The sequence below is a fragment of the Gracilibacillus kekensis genome (assembly GCF_900143085.1).
In the GTDB taxonomy this organism is placed as follows: domain Bacteria; phylum Bacillota; class Bacilli; order Bacillales; family Amphibacillaceae; genus Gracilibacillus; species Gracilibacillus kekensis.
The window spans coordinates 125,975-151,332 of the sequence record NZ_FRCZ01000005.1; the positions used below are offsets into that span (position 1 = coordinate 125,975).

At 36.2% G+C, this 25,358-nt stretch carries 20 protein-coding genes and 1 riboswitch; of the genes, 6 read left to right on the forward strand and 14 right to left on the reverse strand.

Features of this window, described 5'->3' with window-relative positions; genetic code table 11:
- Position 1 precedes the first annotated feature (1 nt).
- Positions 2-721, reverse strand: coding sequence for an AAA family ATPase (locus BUC25_RS12945; RefSeq protein WP_073202295.1), 720 nt, complete (start codon positions 719-721; stop codon positions 2-4).
- Positions 722-791: 70 nt separating this feature from the next.
- A complete protein-coding gene (locus tag BUC25_RS12950) occupies positions 792-1,349 on the reverse strand; it encodes a DUF6241 domain-containing protein (RefSeq protein WP_073202296.1) in 558 nt (185 codons plus the stop codon).
- Positions 1,350-1,504: 155 nt separating this feature from the next.
- Between BUC25_RS12950 and BUC25_RS12955 the strand changes: the two genes are divergently transcribed.
- Positions 1,505-2,347 (forward strand): aldo/keto reductase, encoded by an 843-nt coding sequence (locus BUC25_RS12955; protein WP_073202297.1) that lies wholly within the window; start codon positions 1,505-1,507, stop codon positions 2,345-2,347.
- Between the two features lie 224 nt (positions 2,348-2,571).
- Here the strand turns inward: BUC25_RS12955 and BUC25_RS12960 are convergent, their stop codons facing one another.
- The 7 genes from BUC25_RS12960 to BUC25_RS12990 form a co-directional block, all read right to left on the reverse strand.
- The gene (locus tag BUC25_RS12960; RefSeq protein WP_073202298.1) at positions 2,572-2,793 is read right to left on the reverse strand and encodes a hypothetical protein; all 222 of its coding nucleotides are present in this window, start codon (positions 2,791-2,793) and stop codon (positions 2,572-2,574) included.
- A 16-nt stretch (positions 2,794-2,809) separates the two neighbouring features.
- Complete coding sequence (gene cypC / locus BUC25_RS12965) at positions 2,810-4,060, reverse strand: CYP152 family fatty-acid peroxygenase CypC (protein ID WP_170862700.1); 1,251 nt, start codon at positions 4,058-4,060, stop codon at positions 2,810-2,812.
- A gap of 518 nt (positions 4,061-4,578) precedes the next feature.
- The gene (gene fbp / locus BUC25_RS12970) at positions 4,579-6,507 is read right to left on the reverse strand and encodes a fructose-1,6-bisphosphatase (RefSeq protein ID WP_073202299.1); all 1,929 of its coding nucleotides are present in this window, start codon (positions 6,505-6,507) and stop codon (positions 4,579-4,581) included.
- A gap of 1,029 nt (positions 6,508-7,536) precedes the next feature.
- On the reverse strand, positions 7,537-8,490 hold the full coding sequence (locus BUC25_RS12975) for an ABC transporter permease (protein WP_073202300.1): 954 nt from the start codon (positions 8,488-8,490) through the stop codon (positions 7,537-7,539).
- Positions 8,491-9,540 (reverse strand): ABC transporter permease, encoded by a 1,050-nt coding sequence (locus BUC25_RS12980; RefSeq protein WP_073202301.1) that lies wholly within the window; start codon positions 9,538-9,540, stop codon positions 8,491-8,493.
- Positions 9,537-11,072 carry an ABC transporter ATP-binding protein gene (locus BUC25_RS12985; RefSeq protein WP_073202302.1) on the reverse strand — a complete coding sequence of 512 codons (1,536 nt, stop codon included), beginning with the start codon at positions 11,070-11,072 and terminating at the stop codon, positions 9,537-9,539. The genes BUC25_RS12980 and BUC25_RS12985 overlap by 4 nt, the downstream gene beginning before the upstream one ends.
- Before the next feature lie 157 nt (positions 11,073-11,229).
- The gene (locus BUC25_RS12990) at positions 11,230-12,369 is read right to left on the reverse strand and encodes a BMP family lipoprotein (RefSeq protein WP_073202303.1); all 1,140 of its coding nucleotides are present in this window, start codon (positions 12,367-12,369) and stop codon (positions 11,230-11,232) included.
- 1,243 nt (positions 12,370-13,612) lie between these two features.
- On the opposite strand from BUC25_RS12990, the gene BUC25_RS12995 reads away from it, so the two are divergent.
- From BUC25_RS12995 to BUC25_RS13010, 4 genes are read left to right on the forward strand one after another with little or no spacing between them, the layout of a single operon-like run.
- Complete coding sequence (locus BUC25_RS12995; RefSeq protein ID WP_073202304.1) at positions 13,613-15,181, forward strand: DUF6583 family protein; 1,569 nt, start codon at positions 13,613-13,615, stop codon at positions 15,179-15,181.
- 30 nt (positions 15,182-15,211) lie between these two features.
- Positions 15,212-16,438 carry an ABC transporter permease gene (locus BUC25_RS13000; protein WP_073202305.1) on the forward strand — a complete coding sequence of 409 codons (1,227 nt, stop codon included), beginning with the start codon at positions 15,212-15,214 and terminating at the stop codon, positions 16,436-16,438.
- Positions 16,435-17,556, forward strand: coding sequence for an ABC transporter permease (locus tag BUC25_RS13005; protein ID WP_073202306.1), 1,122 nt, complete (start codon positions 16,435-16,437; stop codon positions 17,554-17,556). The genes BUC25_RS13000 and BUC25_RS13005 overlap by 4 nt, the downstream gene beginning before the upstream one ends.
- Complete coding sequence (locus tag BUC25_RS13010; protein WP_073202307.1) at positions 17,549-18,220, forward strand: ABC transporter ATP-binding protein; 672 nt, start codon at positions 17,549-17,551, stop codon at positions 18,218-18,220. Before BUC25_RS13005 ends, BUC25_RS13010 begins: the two co-directional genes overlap by 8 nt.
- A 233-nt stretch (positions 18,221-18,453) precedes the next feature.
- Here BUC25_RS13010 and BUC25_RS13015 read toward each other — a convergent pair whose 3' ends face one another.
- On the reverse strand, positions 18,454-19,716 hold the full coding sequence (locus tag BUC25_RS13015; RefSeq protein WP_425292875.1) for an acetylornithine deacetylase: 1,263 nt from the start codon (positions 19,714-19,716) through the stop codon (positions 18,454-18,456).
- The gene (tenA, locus tag BUC25_RS13020; protein ID WP_073202309.1) at positions 19,716-20,396 is read right to left on the reverse strand and encodes a thiaminase II; all 681 of its coding nucleotides are present in this window, start codon (positions 20,394-20,396) and stop codon (positions 19,716-19,718) included. The genes BUC25_RS13015 and tenA overlap by 1 nt, the downstream gene beginning before the upstream one ends.
- A gap of 136 nt (positions 20,397-20,532) precedes the next feature.
- Positions 20,533-20,630: riboswitch (TPP riboswitch) on the reverse strand.
- A gap of 181 nt (positions 20,631-20,811) precedes the next feature.
- On the opposite strand from tenA, the gene BUC25_RS13025 reads away from it, so the two are divergent.
- Positions 20,812-21,240, forward strand: coding sequence for a pyridoxamine 5'-phosphate oxidase family protein (locus BUC25_RS13025; protein ID WP_073202310.1), 429 nt, complete (start codon positions 20,812-20,814; stop codon positions 21,238-21,240).
- A 103-nt stretch (positions 21,241-21,343) separates the two neighbouring features.
- Here BUC25_RS13025 and BUC25_RS13030 read toward each other — a convergent pair whose 3' ends face one another.
- The 3 genes from BUC25_RS13030 to BUC25_RS13040 form a co-directional block, all read right to left on the reverse strand.
- Positions 21,344-22,345 (reverse strand): NADP-dependent oxidoreductase, encoded by a 1,002-nt coding sequence (locus BUC25_RS13030; RefSeq protein ID WP_073202311.1) that lies wholly within the window; start codon positions 22,343-22,345, stop codon positions 21,344-21,346.
- A 270-nt stretch (positions 22,346-22,615) separates the two neighbouring features.
- Complete coding sequence (nhaC, locus tag BUC25_RS13035; protein ID WP_073202312.1) at positions 22,616-24,073, reverse strand: Na+/H+ antiporter NhaC; 1,458 nt, start codon at positions 24,071-24,073, stop codon at positions 22,616-22,618.
- A gap of 24 nt (positions 24,074-24,097) precedes the next feature.
- Entirely contained in the window at positions 24,098-25,258 is a 1,161-nt protein-coding gene (locus BUC25_RS13040; protein ID WP_073202313.1) for a trans-sulfuration enzyme family protein, read from the reverse strand.
- Positions 25,259-25,358: the final 100 nt, after the last annotated feature.

Below are 25,358 nucleotides of genomic sequence, written 5' to 3' on the forward strand. Positions count from 1 at the left end.
ATCATTCTTCATTTTTAAATAATTCATGTAAATATCGCTCTCGATTGTCGAGAAAAGATTTTGTTATTTGATAATGATCGGTTTCCTCATAATTCACTTTACTAATTTCACCGTTGTCAAAACTAAAAATGTCAGAATCAGGATACCCTAACAAAATTGGTGAATGAGTAGCGATAATAAATTGACTATTTCCATCCGTTGATAAATCGTGTAAAACACGCATAAAAGCAAGCTGTCGTTGTGGCGATAATGCGGCTTCCGGCTCATCTAATAAGTATATAGCCTTTTGGTGAAAACGATGCTGAAATAACGACAAAAAGGATTCCCCATGTGATTGCTGGTGAAGAGATCTGCCGCCATACGCATGAGTTGCTTCTACTTCATCAATATGGGAAGCAAATTGGTAAAACGTTTCTGCTCTAAGAAAGAAACCATTTGTTACTTTTGGTAACCATGAAAGTCGAATATAATCTGCCAGTGCTGACTCAGCAGCCTCGACATGATAGACATTATTTCGCCCTCCTCCAGCCGTATTAAAACCTGCCTTTTCTGCGATTGCTTCAAGTAGTGTCGATTTACCCGAGCCATTTTCACCTGCAAAAAAAGTGATATTACTAGTAATATTTAGTTCTCTTAAATTTTTTATTGCCGGTATGGTAAAAGGATACTTTTGACAGGATGATATTGTTTCTTGTTGAAGTGTAATTCGCTTTAGAAACATCTCTTCGCCTTCCTTTAGTTGATGTAAATCTTTTTCAACATATAATCTATTATTCTGTCATACTCCATTTTCACTCAAAATACATTTCTACATATTGTCGTTCTTCTTCCTCAGTTAAAAGCCTTGATGCTCGGCCTATCGTTCCATTTTGTCTTTCCCAAATATAATTATGCACCTCTACTGCATTACTAAAGTCTCCATTTTTCCAGGCAGTTAACGCATCCATATAAAACTCCCTATGAGTAAATGTAGAATCTTTGGCAATGTCAAGCATTAAATTAATACGCTCTGGTGTTATTTCAACGGCTCCCCATTTCTCATTGGCGTGAATTTTTTGGTGTGTCATTTTATGTAGCGTATTCATGAAGGAATTCTCACTTAATATTTTTTCTTCATCTACTTCTTGTACTTCTTCTTGAATACTTTCTTGGTCTTGTTGCTCTGATTCTTTTTCCGCTACTGTGTCTGAATCTTTTCTCTCAGATTTAACTAATTCTTCTTGATTAGCTGAGTCTACATTATCTTCTGATACCAAAGCGAATATGATAAAAATAGCTAGACCGATCACAGCAACACCCAGTCCGAGAGCAACTATCCAGCCTATTATACCTAACAATTTATTTTTCATTTCACAACCTCCACCACATGACCTATGTATAGGTTACCAAATTTTGTGAATAGAGAAAAGAAAAAGTTTTACCTTGATCTTCCGTTGTTTACGTTTACAAACCATCTAATTAGTGGTAATAAATAGATATAACCTATTATATAAGGAGTGGGATAATGAGTTCGCAAATACCTGAAGTAACTTTACATGACGGATTAAAAATTCCGGTAATTGGTCTGGGTACAGCAAAGCTTAAAGGAAGTGATGGAGTTACAGCCATCACTAGTGCGATTGATAATGGATACCGTTTAATTGATGCTGCCTATAACTATGAAAATGAAGGAACTGTGGGTGAGGCAGTCCGAAAAACTACCGTTTCAAGAGAAGATTTACGCATTACGTCAAAACTGCCAGGTCGATACCATAGTTATCATGATGCTGTTACAACCATACAGGAATCATTATATCGAGCAAATTTAGACTATTATGATTTATATATTATCCATTGGCCAAACCCAATTCAAGGAAAATATATAGAAGCATGGCAAGCATTAATCGATGCAAAAAAATGGGGATTGATTCGCTCAATCGGAGTGAGTAACTTCTTACCAGAGCATTTAGAGCGTTTGGAGAATGAAACTGGTATATTACCAACGATTAATCAAATTGAGCTTCATCCTTTTTTCAATCAAGAAGAACAAAGGAAATGGCATGAGAAACATGAAGTCATAACAGAGTCCTGGAGTCCCCTTTCACGCGGAAGTGATGTATTTGAAAATGAGACGATTCAAGCAATTGCGAATAAATATAACAAAACCATCCCACAAGTCATACTACGCTGGCATTATCAGCTCGGGGCTGTGAGTATTCCAAAGTCTTCTTCTCCGTCACGTCAATTAGAGAATATCTCTATATTTGACTTTGCTCTAGATTATGAAGATATGGATTCAATTGCTAATCTAACTCGACCAGATGGTAGAATAAATGATCAAAATCCGGCTGTATACGAGGAATTCTAAGAAGAAAAAGGTGTCGCCAAATGCTATGGCGACACCTTTCTTATTATTGTGTGAATACGTTTATCGGACAAATGAGGGGAGCTATCCCACTTGTTTTCGCCGATATATTCGTTTATCGGACAAATGAGACCTTCTTTTCTTCTCGGTTTGGCCGATATATTGTTTAATCAGACAAAAGAGGTCGCTTTTCTTCTCGATTTGTCCGATAAATCTTTTGTTCAAGCCTATCTTTTATATTTTTCTTCTGACTGAGAAGTACTTTGACTATGATGCTTTTTCTTGTTATTCTTTTCTTCTATTTCTAAATCTTTTAATGGGATATCGTCTACGAGTTGCTGTTCTTTAAATTTATACAAATCCGGACGCTTTTCATCATGCACACTTTCACGTTGATTATCTACCTTTTCCTTGTTTTTTACCTCTTCTCTTTCTCTTTTTTCACTCATTTTATCTCTCCTCCTTTTAAATATTACGCACATTACTAATAACGATTCTGCTTTTAGGCAAGGACGGAATCTGATTCATACTGTAATCAAAGTCTTGGACAGGAAAATCATATTTAATTCGGTTAATAAAATAATCTAAGGTTGCCTTCAGGATATCGATGGTTATCCACTCGCCTGCACAACGGTGACCAATATCAAATTCACCACCCCCTTGAGGAATAAAATCAAATGGTGAGCCTTGCCAACTCTCAAATCTACTTGGATAAAATTGATCAGGGCTGCTCCAAATTGCTGGATCATGATTGGTCCCATATAAATCCAATAAGGTCAATCTTCCTTTTTTAAACCTATAATCGTTCCAAATAAAGTCTCTTTTGACCCTCGCAGTTGTAAAGGGAAAGAAAGGATAGTATCTTCTAACCTCTTGAATGAAGTATTTTAATTCATCATCATTGCCATTTTTAAGTTCAATCGTTTCTTCAGGAAAGTCATGTATGGCTAAAAGCATAAAATCGACATATACAGAAATTGCAACAATAGGACGTAATAAGTTCAACAGTTCTACAGCTACAGTATGAGGATCTAACAAATCCCCTTGTGAATCACAATGCCATGAAAACTGATAAACCGCCCTATCCTTTTCAACATTCAGTCTCTGATCACGGACTTTTTTAACTACTTCAATCAAAAAATCTTCCGCCTTTGTCCGAGAACTTCGAGCCTTCCAATGTTTCGGACCTATTTTGGCAGTATTTTCAAATAAATTACTCAGTTCATTCACCCATTTTTCTAGATCATCCTCTTCGCTTGGCATTCCTGTCCAGCGTAATGCAACTCTCGTCAACACTCGCTTTGCAGCCTCATAAACATTGACATCTTTTTGGTATAATCCCGAGAATTCATTCATCCACTCTACCTGTGTCATTGTTGTAATTTCTTTTAGCTTATCTTCTGTCATTAATGACATAAACATCGCCTTACGATGATGATGTTCTCTCCCATCTAATCCTTGAACACCCCCTAAACCAAACAAAGTTTTTTGAATTCTGCCAGGTGCTGCACCTTTTCGAATAAATTTTTCATTATCATAAAACAACCCTGCGTGTTCCTTACCTATTAAACAAATTACCTTTTCCCCTAATAGCCTTGTTTCGAAAATGCGTGAATCGAACTTTTCGGATCGATTCATTATGAAATGATATCCTTCTTTCAGTACTTGCAACGTATGATCTAAACCTTTATCTTGAGGGATATTATTTTTTATCATAATCACTTCTCCATTACTTGCTAATATGTAATTATTTTTCCCATGTAAGTAAAAATATAAACACATGCATCTTTCAAGTTTAAAAATGTCACTAAGAAAAACGGAAAAGCCCACCCGGAATGGATTATAGCTTTAAAACCCGCTACGGCTTGCCCACTTCGCTAAATAATGCGCTACAATGAGTGTAAATAGTGATATCGCGACTTTTATTTCATATTGTTAATAAACCTCGACAGTTAGCTGTCACAAATGATGTAGAACCACCATATAGCGTAGGCCGTCCGCTTCCACTCCTAGGGCATCTGTTTTACCTGAAGATCCACTTTTTTGAGCGGTTTTTGCTCGAAAAAGTTAGCTGAAGGGAAAACGCCATGGAAAGGGAAGTGGACAGCCGAAGCGATAGATTAATAGTCACTATATTTCGAAATAGTTACTTTGAAACAGAGTTGATACCGCGGATTATATGCTTTACTCATAAAAAGCGCATAACGATTAATAATCGTTATGCGCTATGGACATTAGTTCATATAACGGTACTCCATCAAACTTTTCAGCATGTCAATTTCCTCTAATAATTCTTTACCCACATTTGTTTCCAATACTTTTTTTCTTTCCAACTCTTTATCTACTACTCTTTTAACCGACAAAACATCTGTGCCATTTAGCAAAACATCTTCTTTTGACTTAAATTGTTGATGGGCAACAAGCTGCATACCGTACGAGTTATACAATAAAGTATACCCTGCGATGCCTGTTGTCGATTGGTATGCTTTTGAAAATCCACCATCGATCACAATCATTTTGGCATCTGCTTTAATCGGATTCTCTCCGTCTATTTCTTTTACTGGTGTATGACCATTGATAATATGACCTTGATCGGGATCCAGATCAAACTCCTCCAAAATTTTACGGCACGTTTCTTCATTCTCCCTCAAATAATAGTAAGGATTTTTTTTCTCTTTATGTGTGGTCTTATCATTTATAAAATATCTCTCAAAGGTTGTCATAGCCCTCTTTCCAAAAAGGGATGAGTACTCACCTGTCCATAAATACCATGCCATATCTGTTGCGAGATCATCTGTTTTTTCACGATGGGAGAAGGCATAGCGTAAATATTGTTCAAATACATCTAGTAAGTTACGGCCCGCATATGTTTGATCTTCAATTTGCATTTGTTCCATGTTACCTTGATTATCGATTGGCATGCAACCATGAATTAATAAGTTACCATTATATTTCAAATATAGACTACCTTTTTTCATTAGAAACTTCATATGTCTTGCTAATTTTTCAGAATTTTGAACAGAAAATAGTAACTTATTGATCACTTGTTCTTCTTCTTTTAAAAGTTGATCCGGCTGATCTGGATTAATCGTAGCAAAACAAGTATTTTCCAACGGATACGTATTTCCATAGATCGTTATTTCATTTTTTTCATAATCTACTTTTTCTAGCAGAAGCCGTTCAGACATATTAAAATAGGGACGTCTTTTTATGATTGGGCTTTCTAATTTAAACTGAATAATAGCAATTGCCTGGTGTATTTTAGTAATCTGTGATTGTTCTTCTGTCAAAGGCTTACTTGAATGAATTTTTGGTCTGAAAGCTGGATTATCTTCATAGTACTTCTCTGCCAAATTGAGAAGTGGTCGAAGGTTTATTCCATAAACGTCCTCAATAATATCTAAGTTATCGTAACGTGCGCAAATTCGAATAATATTTGCAAGACAAACCTTTGATCCCGCAAAAGCACCGATCCATAATACGTCATGATTTCCCCACTGGATATCTACAGAATGATAGTTAATTAAGGTATCCATAATTTTATCAGGTTCAGGTCCTCTGTCATAGATATCGCCTACCACATGAAGGTGATCGACCACTAATTGTTGAGTTGTATATGCAAGACCTGTAATTAATTTGTCTGCTTGACCAAGTGATATAATTTCCTGGGTAATTTTTTGATAATAGGGCTTTTTATTCGTGTATTCATCTGTTTTATATAACAATTCTTCGACAACATAAACGAACTGTGTTGGTAAAGCCTTACGCAATTTAGATCGAGTATATTTGGAAGAGGCATAAGATATAAGTTGTATCATTTGTTCCATCTTTTCTTTGTACCAAATATTTAATTCTTCCTTATTATCAAAATTGCTTTTAATTAACTTCAATTTGTCTTCTGGATAGTATACTAATGCCGCAAAATCATTTATTTCGGTTTCCGATAACTCTGTTTTAAAAATGTCTCTTATTTTTTCCTTCACTTTTCCTGAACCATTCCGCAATACATGTTGAAATGCTTGATATTCTCCATGTAAATCACTGACAAAATGCTCCGTACCTTTAGGAAGATTTAATATGGCTTCTAAATTAATAATTTCTGTAACCACTTTTTCTTCACAATCAAATTTTTGTGCTAATAAATCTAAAAATTTCGTATTCACTATGGAGCGAACCCCTTTCTGATCTACTTCATATCATATATTATACATTATTTTTATAAATAGTATAGTATTTCAGAGATATAATGACAATATTTAATTATATATGTTGCATTAATTATAGGTGCGCAAAGTCCCGCTTTGCAAAAATTGTAGCTTTGGAATCAACTGAGATGACAATACGTAATTAACAAGGATTATATGCTTTTTTCTTTAAGAAAAACCGGGCCCACCCGGTCCTTTTAATAGTAATTTTGAAATGTATAATAAATTTATCACCCGCTCCGGCTTGCTCATTTCGCTTTTACCCATAGGGCATAAGTCAACATCTGCTCAAGCAAGCTTTCGCAGTGTATCCTATACCAAGGGGTGGGTCTTCAGCTAACTTTCGTAAAGAAATTCATTTTACAAAATGGATCTTCAGATCACACTGACAAATGCGGAGTCGAAGTGGCCGCCTGCGTTAATTAATGCGCTACAATGGGTGGGTGTAAGTAGTGATAAGCGACTTTTAAGCTCGTTCTTTTTCTGCTTCCTATTCGCCTATGAGAGACAATTTTCCTCTCTTTTCACTTTTTTTGTCTTTCATCTCGCTTATGAGAGACAGTTTTTCTCGATTTTCGCTTTTTTTGTCCTTCATCTCGCTATTAAAACTCTACAAGTTAGCTGTCACAATCATTGTAGAACCACTGTATAGCGTAGGTCGTCCGCTTCCACTCCTGTGGCATTTGTTTTCCCTGAAGATCCACTTTTTTGAGCGATTTGTGCTCGGAAAAGTTATCTGAAGGGAGAACGCCACTGCATAGAAAACACTACGAAAGCTTGCTTGAGTAGATGTTGCACTTGTGCCCGTGGTAAAAGGGAAGTGGACAGCCGAAGCAATGGATCCCTACACAAAATGACTACTTTGATAACAAATGCCTTGATACCACTTATTATGCTTTCCTTGCTTATAAAAAAAACAGTCTTGTTAATGAAAACAAGACTGTTTTATCGTACTATTTAACACGGATGTAACTGAGAATTTCCACTTTATCTGCCACCTTTTAAATAAGGAACTCCATTTGCGCGTGGGGCATCGGCACGTCCGATGAAACCTGCCAACGCTAGTATTGTCAGTAAATAAGGTGCGATCAGCAAAATAACTTGTGGAATATCTGCTAACAGAGGTATTCCAGAACTTACCACACTTAAACTTTGTGCAAGACCAAAGAATAACGCTGCCCCCATTGCTCCAAGCGGATGCCATTTACCGAAAATAACGGCAGCCAGAGCCATAAATCCTTGCCCGACGATTGTAGCATGGGAAAAGTTCGATGCAATTGTTAAAGCAAATACAGAGCCACCTAATCCTCCAAATGCACCAGAAAGTAATACAGCGATATAACGCATTCTCTCTACTTTAATACCATTCGTATCTGCTGCCATTGGGTGTTCTCCAACAGCTCGCAAACGTAAACCAAATGGTGTCTGATATAATACATACCAAGCCACAAAAGCCAAAATAAGAGCAAGATAAGAAGTAATATAAATCCCTTCAAAAAAGATAGGACCGATGATTGGAATATCAGCTAGTATTGGAACATCCATCGTGTAAAATGGGCGATCCACCATATCGGTCTGTCCCTTACCATACCAAACCTTCGTTAAGTATACCCCGATCCCCAATGCGAGCATATTAATTGCTACCCCACTGACAACCTGATTGGCATAGAAAGTGACAGAGGCAACCGCATGTATGATCGAGAAAATCGATCCAATCACCATGGCCACTAATATGGAGATCCAAGGTGTCCAAATTCCAAATAGATCCGCAAATGTTAAATTAAAGACGATACCAACAAATGCCCCCATAACCATGAGGCCTTCTAAACCTATATTAACAACACCTGATCTTTCACTAAAGACTCCACCTAAAGCCGTTAAAATAAGAGGAGCAGAATAGAATAGAACGGTTGGAATAATCGATTGTAATGCTTCAAACATCTATTTCCCCTCCTTCTTAAAGCGAGATAAAGCCCAACGTATAATATAGCTAGATGCCACAAAGAAAATGATAAGAGCGATGATAATATCAACAAGTTCTGTTGGTACACCTGCTGTTGTAGGCATTTCCCCTGCACCCTCTTTTAGCACACCAAAGAGTAGACCTGCCAGTATCACACCAAATGCATTGTTAGCTCCGAGTAATGCAACAGCGATTCCATCAAACCCCAGATTTGTAAAACCAGACATGACAGAAATAGTTCCATATGTTCCAAGGCCTTCCATAGCACCAGCAAGACCTGCAAAGCCACCACCAATAACCATTGATAAAATGATATTTTTACTCACATTCATACCAGCATAATTGGATGCATGACGATTAAATCCTACTGCTTTAAGCTCGTAACCATAGCTGGTTCGCTCAATAATAAACCACATGATAAACGCTGCAAATAAAGCGATTAAAATACCATAATGAATTCTCGAATAAAAAGTAATGCTTTGTAACCATTCAGATGCCAACGAAGCTGTTCCTGCTATCGGCTCTGTTGTTGTACCTTGATCTGTAAGAACATTACGAATAATAGCATTTGTTACATGTAAGGCAATATAATTCATCATAATTGTAATAATAACTTCATGTACACCTAGTTTTGCTTTCAATAAGCCTGGTAAGAAGCCCCACAGACCACCAGCAATAGCACCAGCTAAGATAGCAACTGGTAAATGAATAATCATCGGTGCATCAATAGCAAGCCCTATCCAAACAGCTGCAAGCCAACCAACAATTACTTGGCCCTCTGCCCCAATATTGAACAGACCCGTTTTAAAAGCAAATGCAACTGCTAAACCGGTTAAAATTAATGGTGTAGAACGGCGAATGGTCTCACCAATCGTATACGAATCACCGAAAGCACCTGCCCATAAAGCCGCATAACCTTCGATCGGATTGTGACCAGATAATAACATAATGATAGCACCGGCTATTAAACCAATAATCACAGAAATAATAGGAACTAATAATCCAAAATGTTTGCTGTTAGATGTCATTGACTTGTCTCACCTGCCTTGTTCACTTGGCTTCCTGCCATAAGCAGCCCAAGTTCTTGTTCATTGGTTTCTTCTGGTTTAACGTTAGCTACTACTTTTCCATCAAACATAACGGCAATCCGGTCACTAACATTGATAATTTCATCTAACTCAAAGGATACGAGTAAAATCGCTCTTCCTTTATCACGCTCTTCAATTAATTTTTGATGAATAAACTCAATTGCTCCTACATCTAAACCACGAGTTGGTTGCGTAGCAATTAATAAGTTTGGCGATCGGTCTACCTCCCGACCTATAATTGCCTTTTGTTGATTACCACCAGAAAGTGCCCGCGCTTTCGTATAAACACTAGGTGTTCTCACATCATATTCCTCAATAATTTTGTTCGCCTTATCAAAGATTTCTTTATAGCTCAGAACTTTAGCTTTTGAATAAGGTTTTTGATAATAGGTTTGCAATACAATATTCTCACCAATGGTATAATCTAATACTAATCCATATTTATGTCGATCCTGTGGAATATGTCCTACACCACTTTCGGTAATTTTACGAGGAGAAAGATTCGAAATTTCTTTGTTATTCACCTTAATCGATCCCGCTCTCGCTTTGCTTAATCCTGTAATGGCTTCTACTAATTCCGATTGTCCATTACCATCTACTCCCGCTATTCCGACAATTTCTCCAGCACGGACTTCTAGGTCCAATCCCTTTACCAAATCTACTTTACGTGCATCTCTTACATATAAATCTTTAATTTGCAGAACCGTGTCTGTAGGCTGTGCTACTATTTTTTCTGTTTTAAAGCTTACTTCACGTCCAACCATTAAGGAAGCAAGATCCGTTGTATTGGTTTCTGAAACATTAACCGTTCCAATCCCTTTTCCTTTACGGATAACAGTACATCGATCACACACTTCCATAATTTCCTTTAACTTATGAGTAATTAAAATAATCGATTTTCCTTCCTTAATTAAGGAACGCATAATTTCAATCAATTCTTTAATCTCCTGCGGTGTTAAAACAGCAGTAGGTTCATCAAAAATTAATACCTCGGCACCTCGATAAAGTGTCTTTAAAATTTCTACACGTTGCTGCATACCTACCGATATTTCACTTATCTTTGCATCAGGATTGACCTGTAATCCATATCGATCAGATAATGCTTGTATTTCATTTCTAGCCTTAGCAAGGTCAATTTTCCCAAGCTTATTCGTGGGTTCACTTCCCAACACAATGTTTTGTGTAACCGTAAAAGGTTCTACTAACATAAAATGTTGGTGTACCATTCCGATTCCTAAATCGTTGGCAATATTTGGATTCGTGATATGTACTTCTTTACCGTTGACACGAATTTCCCCTTTTTCAGGCTGGTATAAACCAAACAACACATTCATTAATGTTGATTTACCTGCTCCATTTTCACCTAATAAAGCATGTATTTCCCCTTTTTGTAACTGGATGGTAATATTATCGTTCGCTACAATACCAGGGAATTCTTTTCGGATATTTAGCATCTCTATTGCGTATTCCACTCATTTCACCCCTATAAAAACATACTATTTATATCATTTGTTGCTTGAAAATGTGCAATAAAAAAGTCTTTTTTTATAGAAAAGGCTTTTTTATTGCATGTTTTCTTAATTAACAAAAGAGTAGAGAAGGCTAAGCTAAAGCCTTCTCTGTAAAACTTTATAATGAATCTTCGTACGCTTCTAACTCTTCTGTTGTTTTAGGTGCTTCTACTTCACCATTCAGAAGCTTCTCTTGCCATTCCTCGACAGTAGTAATAATATCTTCTGTCATTGCTTCTTCATTTGTTGTAGCAAATGTTATACCATCTTCTTCAATACCATATTCCAGTAATTCTCCACCAGGAAATTCACCATTCATTCCACGATTAGCAACATCCTGAACTGCTACATCTACACGTTTTACCATTGAAGTTAATGTTACATTATGATCATTGATTTGTCCTTCTTCGTGCTGATCACGGTCCACACCAATCACCCAGATTTCTCTTTCAGGATCATTTTGTTTTATATCCTTCGCTTGGTTGAATACCCCGTTACCAGTAGCACCTGAAGCATGATAAATAACATCAATACCACTATCATACATGTTTGTCGCTATTAATTTACCTTTTGCAGCATCTGCGAATGATTCTGCATACTGAACGTCAACTTCAATATCAGGATTTACTGATTTAGCACCAGCAATAAAACCAGACTCGAATTTTTTAATTAAAGGTGAATCAACCCCTCCAACAAATCCAAGTTTATCTGTTGACGTTTTTAGTGCTGCTGCCACACCAACTAAAAAGCTTCCTTGATGCTCTTTAAATGTAATACTAACAGCATTAGAAGCATCTACTGTATCATCAACTATAGCAAAGTTAGTATCTGGATATTGATCTGCAGCTGTTTGAATATCTTCTTTCAATTCGAAACCAATACCATATACTAAATTATATTCGTCACGAACAAAACGAGTAATGTTCGGCATATAATCTGCTTTTTCATTTGATTGTGCATAATCATATCCTTCATCTTCAACTAATCCATTTTCCTCGCCCCATGCTGTAATACCTTCCCAGGCCGATTGGTTGAAAGATTTGTCATCTACCCCACCAATATCTGTAACCATTGCAATTTTGTAATCACCAGACGCAGCTTCCTCTTCAGTAGCTTCTTTTGTATTTTCTTCTGCACCTTCTGTTTCTGTACCTGAATTGTCGTCAGTGCCCTCTTCTTCTGTTTCTGTACCACAAGCAGTTAAAAACAGACCTAATGTTAACACTAAAATAAACAATAAAAATATACGATTTTTCATCGTGTCCCCTCCTGTTTTTTTATTATGTAAGGAATATCACATTATTGAAAAGTGTTCTCCTTGCATGATTCTTTCAGGACATCTTTTCATGATGAATTTTTCTGAAAGCTGAATTAATAGTACCACTATTAAAGTAAATTATAAATACAATTTGTAAAAAACATATCACAAAAAAAATATTTTTGTAACAAAAATGAAACAATCCTTTTGTTTAATAAAACAAATCTTTTATAATCTCCTCCTTATTTCCAATTTGATTAAATTTGAAGGTTGTAATACTCGAAATGAAAACCCTTTCTTTAGTTATTTTTATTATATAGGTAAGACGTCCAACAAGTCAATGTTAATTTAGTTATTTAAAGAAAACAGGAAACTCCCCAGTCCTTTTAGTAAGTCAAAGATTAGTTGTTGAATCCTATAAAAGCCGCAATCAATGAGTAACGGTGATTGAAAGTGGTTATTTTGAAATGAATTTTATGCGTAATAACCGCTATGGAAAACGCCACGGCATAGAAAACACTACGAAAGCTTGCTTGGGTATATGTTGCACTTGTGCCCGTGTAAAAGGGAAGTGGGCCGACGGATCGATTTCCTTGCACACGATAACTCTCATAATAAATAACATAACTAGTCAATTATATCTTCATTTATTTCATATTCAAAACGGAATTGGATACCAAAATACTATATTACAAACGGTTATATGCTTCCCTTGCTTACAAAGAAAAACCGACTGCTTTGTTTATAGAGGCAATCGGTTGTAACTTTAAGTAAACTAAACCGTCTTCATTTCTCGTTTATATTGATACATTTTCTTATCCACCGTCGAATAAAGTTCATCGATGCTCATCCATTCATCATTTTTGATCATTTATTTCATTAAAGTAATTTAAATCGATCTGCAAAATCCCAAATCGCTTGTTTTCTTCCATCAAATGCTGCAAGTATGTCTCGTAAATGCATAACTAGTTCCAAAGAATCTATTAAACGTAAAAATAGGTATTTTTGATTATTTTATTCTTTCGTTCCATAAAAAAAATGATACTATTTAACCATTTAATGTCTATTAATGTCGAAAGCATGGATTAATATGGAACTACATGCTATTTTATAAATTGTATGCATTTTTTCCCATGACAACGTAACTTTCATTCTAGATTTATTAATTTTTTTCGTATTCATCCATAAAGATAAGAGTTATAGGGAGATATTTGCAGATATATTAATCGAGGGGGAACAGGAAATGGAAGAAGCATTACAACAGGAAGAAGTGAAACAAAAGAAAAGCAAATGGATACCAATAGCGGCAGGAATTATAATTATACTAATTGCAGGGGTTATAACTGTTCAAGCTTTTCTAAATACTTCAGCTAAAGAAGATTATTTCTTAGCAGAAAAAAGTACAATAGAACAACTACAAGAAACATTCGAATCGAGATTTCAAGAGGAACTTGCTTGGAAAGAACATAGCGATGAAAATGCCATAGAATCAATCTATGAAATTACCGGACAGATGAATGATCCGAATATGGCCGGAATGGGCTTTGACCAAATGATTAATAATGCTAGTATTACAGTTGAAACGGCATTAGATAAAGAGAACAAAATATCTTCTGCAAACATATCTGCTGGAATGTTAGGTACTGAAATAAGTGGGCTAGAAGCTTATATTGAGAATAATGACTTATATGTTGGTTTACCCTTCCTGGATAATATCATTCAATTAAATGGTGATGAGATTGGGAGAATTTTACAAGAAATCGATCCTGTTACCTTTTCAGGTGAAGAAAGCTTTGATTTTAGTACTCTTTTCAATGAAAACCCAATTCCAGAAGAAGATATAGAATACCTCAACGAGGAATATGTAGAATATCTTTATGAGGAGCTTCCAGAAGATGCATTTGAAACAGCAACAGATAAAGTAACTATCGGGGAAAGCAGTGTAAATGCCGATAAAATTTCTTTTAACTTATCTGAAGAAGAAACTAAATCTCTTCTGAAGAACCTATTTGATAAAATGGCTAAGGATGATAGACTAGCAGAAATTATCATTGGGCAAGCATCTTATATGAGTTATGCTAACGTTCAACCAATCGAGGATGAGATTGCAGGATTTGAAGAAGACTTCGCAAAAGCAATGGAAGAAGCATCTACAAATATCGATGACATAACTCTTCCGAATGGCTTTAACTCTATTATTTGGGTAGACGACGATATTATCGTGCAAAGAGAGCTTGACTTTGCAATTGAATCTGATGGTGAAACAGCCGAGTTCACTATGAATAGCACTAATGAAATGACAGAAGGAAGTCAGCTCATTGATACTGTATTTACTGTAAGTGATGGTTCAATGGAAGAAACGCTTAATATTAATGCTAACTTATCTGCAGATGAGGAAGATACAAATGATACACTTTCCTTTTCTACCTCAGACATGGCTTTCAAGATTGAATCAATTCAAACTGATCAAGGTGAAGGAAGTAAAAACTTTGAACGCAGTCTTTCTTTTGAAGAGCAAGATATGGAAATGTTCACCATCCACTGGCAAGGTGAAGCTCAATATGAAGAAGACCAAATGACCGTAGACCATACTTTCTATGCTGAAGATGGATATACACTAAGCCAGGATACTCTATCTGTTTATGTTACTGAAGAAGGTTCAACCATTAATCAGGTAGAAGTCCCTGAAGCTGATCAAGTACAGAACTTAAGCGATATGAGTGGCGATGAAATTATGGAGTACTTTGAAACAGATGTAATGCCTCAATTTGAGCTTTGGATGAGTAGTATGATGGGGCCTAGCGGTTTCTAATCGATTTTGCAAATAAAGTAGGTGTCACATATGCATTCACTTAAACATATAGTATTGTTTACAAAAAGTAATTTAATCCAACTTAGGAGGAAGTGGTTATCACTTCCTCTTCTTTTGTTGTCTCCTATTCTATTAATTGGATTACTTATTCTCACTGTTATTTCCATGCTAGATGTTACGAACCAAAAAACAATAGAGGTTGGGCTTGTTGATCTTGATCAATCAGAAGAAACTGAAATTATCGTTAAATTATTAGAAGAATCTTCTCAACTTGGCAATTACTTTACTATGGAGAAGGTTGAAGAAGAACAAGCTATTAAAGCTATCGAAAACAATCAGATCAGCTCTTACATTATCTTTCCAGATGATTTTTTTCAAAATCTAATGGACGGTGAACGATCACAACTTTCGATTATCGGGAACCCAAAACAACCAATTGAAAGTCAGCTTATTAATGAGTTAATCGAAACAGTAACCCGACATATTCGAGGTTCTCAGGCGAATATTTTAACAATTAATCATTATGCGAAGCAATTAAATATGGATAGTGAGGAAAGAAATAAGCTATTATTTGAACAATTCACCGACTATTTCTTTTATGTACTAGGAGGCGATCAAGTAATTCAAGAGGATCAAGTTACAAATAACGCTACGTCATCAACCATTCTTTATTTTAGCATTGCAGGTTGGTTCACTTTAGTAACAATCTGGATATTTATTATTTATACGATGTTACATAAGGACAACAACTTGAGAATGAGACAGCGGATGAGACTATATGGAGTTACCGACCTTCAGCAAGCTATTGCAACGGGGATTGTAACACTTTTAATAACAGCTATTTTGGCAGTCCTCTCCTTTAGTCTTATCCCCTATTTTTTTAATGAAGTAATCATTACTGGGGAAAACTATATAAGATTAAGTCAATTATTATTGTTTCATGGAATCATCTTTTTACAATGTATTATTCTAATAGATTGGTTGATTTCCTCTAAAAAATTAACAGTTTTGATCCAGACATTATTCACCGGAATTATCATCCTATTTAGTGGTGCCATTATTCCCAAAATATATTACCCTATATACTTGGAGGAGTTTTTCTTGATGAGTTTTTCTCATCAATCGTTTTACTGGATGGAACAAATTATCCTAAATGGTCGTTTCTACGCCGAATTACAACCATTAATCTTTACGACAATTATTGGTGGCGTACTGTTAGTTATAGTTTCATTTGGAAAGGAGCGTGTTTTTAAGTGAAAGAGATTATTTACACACGTTTCCTGTTACTAAAAAAACAATGGATCAGCCTTAGTTGTTGGATTGTACTCCCGATACTTATCGCCATAGGATTTCTCTCCACTGCAGAAACGGTGCAAGATGATTTCAATGTTCCAGTTGGCATTGTTCTAGAGGAGGAATCAGAGTCAGCCCTTGCGTTATGGCAAGAAATTAACGAATCCTCCCTAGTGGATGCTTCGAAATTTTCAGAGAGAGAAGCAGTTCGAAAACTAGAGCAACATGAACTAGATAGTGTATTTATTATACGACAAGGATATGAGGAGACTCTGCAGAGTGGAAACAGGAGAAACCTTTTAGGAAGTTATTATTCAGACCGTTCTTTTGCCTATACTCCTGTAAAAGAAATGATCGTATCGATTATTCAACAAACCACGGGACGAATTAAGGCAGCCAACACCGTGATCAACTTAGAAATGAAGTTAAGTAGTGAGCAAGATTGGTCGATCGAGGAAATTATTGCGAAATCAAAAGAAATTCAGAACAACGAAGATTTACTAAATAATCAATTCCGTTTTCATGGTGAATCAGACCTCTCAAATAATTCAGGTCTCCAATGGAATCCTTGGATAGTTTGGGCATTCGCAACGATGTTGATCACGATCTTTATTTTTGATTGGGTTATAAAAGAGAGAAAAGCAATTGTTGCAGTTCGCTTTCCTTTTATGAAAATATCATTTCCAGCATATATGCTTATAAATGTATCGATATATATCATAATATTGCTCAGTATTGATTTGAGCACAGTGGTTATTTTTTACTCTATTTATCAAGAAACAATCAATCTCTTTTCACTCGTATCCTATCGAATTATGGTATGCTTGTTTGCCTTTTTATTTGTAAATATAATAAGGAATGCCTATTTCAGTTATATCGCTGCTATTTTATGGGTACTTGTGTTAATTGTGATCAGTGGTGCCGTGTTACCAATTGGAGGGTTTGATAAACTCGGAAGTTGGATTAATCACTTCAACCCGTTATACCGCTTTTTAATTGGGGAATGGACGGTTGGCTGGCTTGCTTTTTGTCTTGGTGGGATAGCAATTTGGTATGTACGAGAGGGGAAAAAATATGCTTAAGGTAGAAGAATTAACGAAACGTTTTCATAAAAAAACAATACTTTCTGATTTATCTTTCAACATTGATCATGGTGAAATTGTAGGGTTAGTTGGGGAAAACGGAGCTGGTAAATCTACGTTGCTTCAAATCTTAGCAACAACGATGAAACCAACTTCAGGAGACATCCTTTTAGATGACTTGAATTACCAGAGAGATAAGGCAAAGATTCGCAAAGAAATCGGCTTTGTTCCACAGGATATAGCTGTTTGGGAGCAACTTACAGTGGAAGAGAATATGGTTTTCTTTGAAAAGTTATCTTGGAAAAAGAAATCTAATGTTCAACTAAAGGAAATTTGTCAGGACATGAAGTTAGACCGATGGAAAGACCCTGTGAAGAAGCTATCAGGTGGTATGAAACGGAAGCTCAATTTGGCAATTAGTCTGATTCATGATCCATCGTTGTTGCTACTGGATGAACCGACAGTTGGGATAGATTTAAAATCCCGAAAAGAAATCGGCGCTTATTTGCGAAAGCAAGCAACTGATTACAATAAAACGATTATTTATACATCGCATGATATGGATGAAATTAAAGAACTATGTGATCGAGTAATTACGATTGGTGAGGACTCTTTCTATAAAAACTTATTGCAAGAGGCTGATAAAGAGGTTATTTCCTTTTGAATTCAGCCTCCTTCTTGCCTTTGAGAACTAAATTTACAAACTAGTACAAGACCTGTTGGCAAAAAACGCAACGAAAATAATATTCCTGCGGTTGATTGCGTAAGCACCGATTAGCACCAAATCCGATTAGATCATTTTTATATCTAAGTCAGCTAAAAGAGAGCTAGTTCTTCATCAAAAGCAAGTCTAATGGTAATTGCTAAGAGAAAGAACCTCAATCAACCGCTACAAAACTATTCTTTTTTTGAATTACACCACACAGGAATAAAGGTAAGTAACGTTTTAGTAAAGGAAATTAATTCTTCCAATTCAACCTTTTCATCCACCGAATGTGCCTCACTTAATTTTCCCGGCCCATAAATTGCTGTCGGAATCTCGGCATCATCGAACCAGCCTGCGTCCGTCACGGTCTTTGACATACCAATAGAAGTAGTATCCTTTTCAACAGCATAATGGGATTTTTCCAAGAGCTTGATCGCTGGATGTTCCGGGTCTACTTCAGCAGAAGGAAATATTTCTCCTCGGTCCTCTATCATGGATTTACCACCCCATTCAAAAACAAGAGGATTATTCTGAAACCAAGGATCCTCTTGAACAGATTGCTGTAAGTATTGCTCTACTTCCTCTGCTACCGACCGGTAATTTTCATTAGGGTAAAAATGTAAAGTGATCCAAAGGCGGCATTCATCAGCAACAAATGCAGGATGTCGTCCTCCTTCGATTACAGCAGGATTTATAGTGGTCGTTCCTTTTTTAAAACCTGGATATTGTTTAGAGTCAGCCCATTCCTTTTCTAATCGTCGTAAGTTTTCAATAATTTTTGTCATTTTTTCTATCGCACTTGCTCCGTGACCTGTTTCATTTAATTCAGCGCGCATTGCATCATGGTAAACTTCTTTACTTTTTACAGTGATCCATCCCGTGATGACGCCTCCTTGTCCATGAATCTCACGATCGCTTCCATCGATAACTAATGCAAAATCTGCCTTATATCCTTTTTCGATGCAAGAAAGAGTACCTGCTTCCCCTACTTCTTCACCAATTACGGTCTGCAGCTGCAGATCGCCTTTTAATTCGATTCCCTCTTCATCTAACAATTTCATAGCGAATAAAGCACAGGCGACTGCTCCCTTCATATCCGAAACATCACGCCCGTAAAGATAACCTGACTGCTCTGTAAGGGAAAAAGGAGGTACAGTCCAACTCGAATCGTCTCCCACCTCTGCCACGTCAATATGTCCGTTAATGATCAGACTGTTGTATACATCAGGTTGTTTTCCTTTCTTAATCCCGACAAGATTAGGATCATTAGGGAAGACATTCCAACGATCTGTGCGAAAGTCTATTTTTTCTAAATAATCCGCAATGTACCCTTGAATTTCAGATGTATTTCTAGCGGGTGGACTTACGGTTGGATAACTAATAAGCTTTGATAAAATATGTTTTAATTCTTCTTTTCTTTCATCTACAAGATTTGCGAGTGTTGATTCTCTCATCATGCATTCACCGGCCAATTCTCTTTGTTGTCAACCATATCCCAAAACATGTATTCAAACTGACTAGTTTTCACTACGATTTCTTCGATTTGAGCTAAGTCGCGTTCAGGTTTTCCTTCCGCAACTTGATTCATCAGTTGTTTGGTCTCTTCGGCTAAATCGGTAAATTCATTCGAGCTATACATTTCGATCCAGCTTCTATAAAAATTATCATCAAGGGCACCTGGCCATTTCGCTAATGACTTTCCGATGTAATTATAGCTCCATTCACATGCAAGCACAGATGCAACAACATTGTCCACTCCACCGCGCTGAGATAAATTCAACATATAACTGGTATAAGCTGTTGTTATCGCAGATGGTTCTGTCGCTTCGAGTTCTTTTTTAGAAATTCCAAATTCCGCTGCATACTTCCGATGTAAATCCATTTCCACATCTAAAACACCATGTAAAAGCTTGGCAAAAGTCGTCATGTTTGCAAGGTCCTCCGCCTTCGCACTACCGATTGCAAAAAGTCTCGCATAATCAATGAGATACACATAATCTTGCTTTAACCAGTGTTTGAATTTTCCCTTTTCTAATGTACCGTCACCTAACCTTTTAACAAAAGGATGATCCAAATAAGAACGCCAAATCGGTTCCACCCTTTGCCATAGACGATCTGTAAATAATTGACTCATTTTTACACTCTCCTTTTTATTTAATAGTTGATAGTAAATCAGACAAAGTTGCTAGTATATTCAAACACACAATAAAAACCCATCGCCATTGTAAGGAGATGGGTTAGTAATATACAGAATAGTGAAACAATCTATACATCTACCAATTCCACTTCCCTACGCTAGTCTTAACTAGATCAGGTTCAAAGGGTCGAATTACTCTCTCAGCATCACCATGCTCCCCTAGTCGAATCTACTTGATATTAAATTTTCATTAATAGTATACTAGAAAATTTTGGAACAAGCAAAGAATGATTCAATTGTTTCTTTATAAAGATCTGAATAATAACTTAATTTTTGTCAAGAATGGTTCGTATAACCATCCTTATGTTTCACTCACTACACTCTAGGGAAGGTCCTATGCAGAGGTGATAATATGGCAAAGAAGAAAGCAATAGAAAAAATCAAACAAATTTTGGAGACTTCGAAGGTCGGAGTGCTTTCAACAGCTTACAACAACCATCCTAATAGTCGCTATATGATATTCTATAATGATGGAGAAATACTTTACACAAAAACAAGTAAGGATTCTTTCAAAGTCGATGAAATAAGAAGTAATCCACATGTGCATATTTTGCTTGGTTATAACGAAACTAAAAATCGCAGTTTCGTGGAATTCTCCGGCAAAGCAGAAATTGTAGAGGATCAAGCAACCATTGATTGGTTATGGAATAAGCAAGATAAAAGTTTTTTCAAGTCTAAAGATGATGCGAATTTAATCGTTTTGAAAATGATACCAGAGGAAATTAAACTATTGAACGATGATGATGTAGATACACCTGAGACAATAGACTTCACAAAATAGAACCTAAAGAAATCCCCTTCCTTTGTTGGGGATTTCTTATATGGTCATTGGATATCTTGAAGATAATGATGAATGCAACATTTGAACCTTCACCATTTTTCATTCACACTTTAACTAGCAGTTTTCCTATATTATTTCCTTTAAATAGATCAAGGAATGCTTCTGGAATGTTATCGAATCCTTCTTTAATGGTTTCTTCATACTTAAGTTTATCTTCCTGAAGCCATTGTGCAAGTGCTTGAGAACCTTCAGCGAATCGATCCGCAAAATCTCCTAACGTAAATCCTTGCATTAAGACACTCTTCTTAATCAGTGTTGTCTGAATACGTGGTCCAATATCTTCTCCTTCAAGATTATAACTTGATATCGCTCCACAAATAGAGATTCGTGCATATTTATTTAGATTCGCGTGAACCGCATCAGAGATTTCTCCACCAACATTATCAAAATAGACATCGACCCCATTTGGACATGCTTTTGCGATATCTTCCTGCAAATTAGAGGTAGTCTTATAGTTAATCGCCTCATCAAAATGCAATTCTTCTTTTAAATATTGATTTTTTTCATCAGTGCCAGCTATTCCGATAACACGTGCACCTTTTATTTTAGCAATTTGTCCAACAACCGAACCTACAGCACCCGCTGCTCCAGAAATAACAACTGTTTCCCCTTCTTTTGGTTTACCAATGTCAAGCAACCCAAAATATGCAGTTAAACCTGGCATTCCTAAAATACCTAAATGAGTAGAAATCGGTGCAATATCTTTGTCTATTTTCCTGACTTCATCTTCTTTTGCCTTATAATAGCTTTGCCAGCCATAGCTGCCTATCACGATATCACCTTGTGCAAATCGTTGTGACTTAGATTCGACTACTTCACCGATTGCCCCTCCACCAAGTACATCATCTAATTGATACGGTGGCACATAGGAAGGCGCATCAACCATTCTTCCACGCATATATGGGTCTACTGATACATAAATTGTACGAATTAGTATTTCGCCATCTCCCGGCTTTTTGATTTCTGTTTCTACAATTTTAAATGTATCTTTATCAGGTGTTCCTTCTGGTCGTTTTGCTAATAGAATTTGTTTGTTATTGCTCATGTATACCACTCCAATTATTTTTAAAAATTTCTTCTTCCTAAAAATAACAGAAACATACTTCAGACTAAAGTTACTTGCTTACAAGTTCTTACAATGCATAAGTTTGTTTTACTCCCCACCGGATATGTTGGATTTTCCGCTACCACACTGAAAGTTTTTAAAAAAACAGACCAAATCTTATTTAGATCTGGTCTGTTTATTAAGCATAATAGTTCCCTGCTGATTACTATACCGTTTCAAGCGCTATATCTCCCCATATACACATTTCATCTAAATTATGTTCTTTGTTTTGGAATCCTCTACACGGTCAGTTTCCAATTTACGGATTCCAAATCCACCGGTAATCGGGGCAAGAAAACCGTATAACGCTGAAAATACAAATCCACCAAGATTGAAAATGGCCCATGGTAAAAATTCGAAGTTGCTAACACCTAGCGTAGTTGCCATAAAAACCCCCGAGACAGTCCAAGGCATTAATACCTCAGTAATTGTAATGGAATCCTCCATGTTTCGTGATAGATTTACAGGGTGCAAATTCTTCTTCCTGTATACCTTTCCATAAATATCTTGTACTAGGAAGTACGAGACAAGCGCATTAGACGTACAATTAATAACTGCAAATCCAGTAACAAGTGCTGAGAAAGTGATACTTCCGATTGATTTCAGATGCGTCAAAATACTTTCTAAAATTATATTTAGTGCTTGAGAAATTTCTAATGCTGAGGCAAAGAAAAAAGCTACAAAAACAAAGAATGTTGCATTGTACATAGAATAAAGGCCACCACGATTTAATAGCGATTGTAAATCTTCACTGATTACATTTGCTTCCGCCCCTAGCATATCTACATTAAACCCAGAAACAGCAGAAGCAAATATATTTGCAAAAGAAGCGCCCTGCAATACCAACCCAAGAATCATGGCAATAACAGATGAACTAAACAGTACGATTAATGGTGGTTTTTTCATTAATGAACCAACTATGACAACAACTGCCGGTAATAAAAGTAATATGTTCAGATTAAATAGTTGATCAAGTCCCGAGGTCATTTGCTGAATATTTGTCAATTGTGTTGAATCTGTCTCAATACCTAAACCTACTACTGTAAAAACTATGATTGCGAGTATGGAAGATGGAATAGCTGAATAGAGCATATGCTTAATGTGTTCATACAAATTCGATCCAGCTGCTATTGAACTCATATTAGTCGTATCTGATAAAGGCGATAATTTATCACCGAAATAGGCACCAGATACAACCGCACCAGCTGTAATTGCCAACGACAAATCCATGGTTTGAGAAATACTCATAATGGCTACACCTATCGTTCCGGCTGATCCCCATGATGTTCCCACACAGGTTGATACGATTGCAGTTACTAAGAAAGCAATTACGTACAGATAATTCGGGTTAATGATCTCAAGCCCATAATAAACGAAGAGAGGAATGGTACCTGAAATCATCCATGTTCCAATTAATAAACCAATACAAAATAATATTAAAATTGCTGGTAATGCTTTTTTAATTTTGGAACCCATTGTTTCAATAATACTTTCCCATTTGTGACCATACCACACTGAAAAAATGGTAAATACGATACCAGCAAATAAAAGCATCAGTTCAGCTGGATACTTTAATATACCAATACCCACTACTAATATCGCTAATGCCATAGCTATTGGTATTAGAGCACTGGCAACAGAAGGACTTTTAATATTTTCTTTTCCCATAAAACAACTCTCCCTTTAAATTTTTTATTTTAACTGTTGAAACGCTTTTTCTAAATCGTTAATTTGCAATTCTGCTCCTTCTAGTCCAATCGACAAACGAATAAGTCCTGGAGAAATCCCACTTTCTATTAGTTGCTGTTCGTTATCGCCTTTCACTGGAGAGTTTACTAAACTTTCATACCCACCCCAGCTAACACCGATTTTAAAAAGGGTTAATGCATCAATAAATCGCGAAACACTTTCAAAATTAGCACCCTTTAATTCAAAGCTTAGTAATCCTGAATACCCTTTCATCTGATTCTTCAAAAAAGGATTTTCCTTTTCTTCTAAACTCGGATGATAAATACGAGCAATTTCCCGTTTTGTGCTTAAATAATCAATAACCTTTAAAGCATTCTCCTGATGTTGTTTTAGTCGTATTGGCAGGGTGCGTAATCCTCGATTAATTAAATAAGAATCATGTGCTCCCAACACAGCACCATTAAGCTGATATCCGTATTGAAAAATTTCGTCAACTAAATCGTAATTTCCTACAACAGCACCTCCGACCACATCGCTGTGACCACCTATATACTTCGTTAAAGAGTGGATGGATAAATCGAATCCTAGCGTTAAAGGTTTCTGAAAAATCGGGGTAGACCAAGTATTATCTATCGCTGTAATAATGCCTTTAGCTTTGGCCAATTGTGTAATTTCCTGAAGATTCACGACTTTCATTAACATGGTTCCTGGACTTTCTACATAAATCATTTTAGTATTGTCCTGAATCATCTCATGAAAATTTGTTAAATGATGATCTACAAAACTGTACGATATGTTGAACTTTGATAGATAATCTATTAACTGTGTAGTAGGTCCATAAATATTATTGATTAATACCACATGATCTCCGCTATTTAGTAGCGTAAAAAACACGGCACTGATCGCCCCCATTCCTGAGCTAAAGCATTTGCATTCTTCCCCCTTTTCAAGAGCCGCTAATTTCTTCTCCAGAATGTTAACCGTTGGATTAACGCCTCTGGAATAAACATAATTTTTTCTTTCCAACTTTTGTGCTTCTGTAAATTCCTTGAAATTTCTAAAAGTAAAAAGACTTGTTTGATAAATCGGAGGAGAAACTGCACCCTGATAGGAGTGTGGATCCTCTCCAAACTGTGTACAAATCTCTTCATCAGTGTACGTCATAAGTTAATCATCCTTCCTTCCATTGAAATGCTTTAACTTTATTTAATTTTTTTCATTTTACCATACTTTCAACCTGTATGAAAGGTTGGAATTTTCTGAT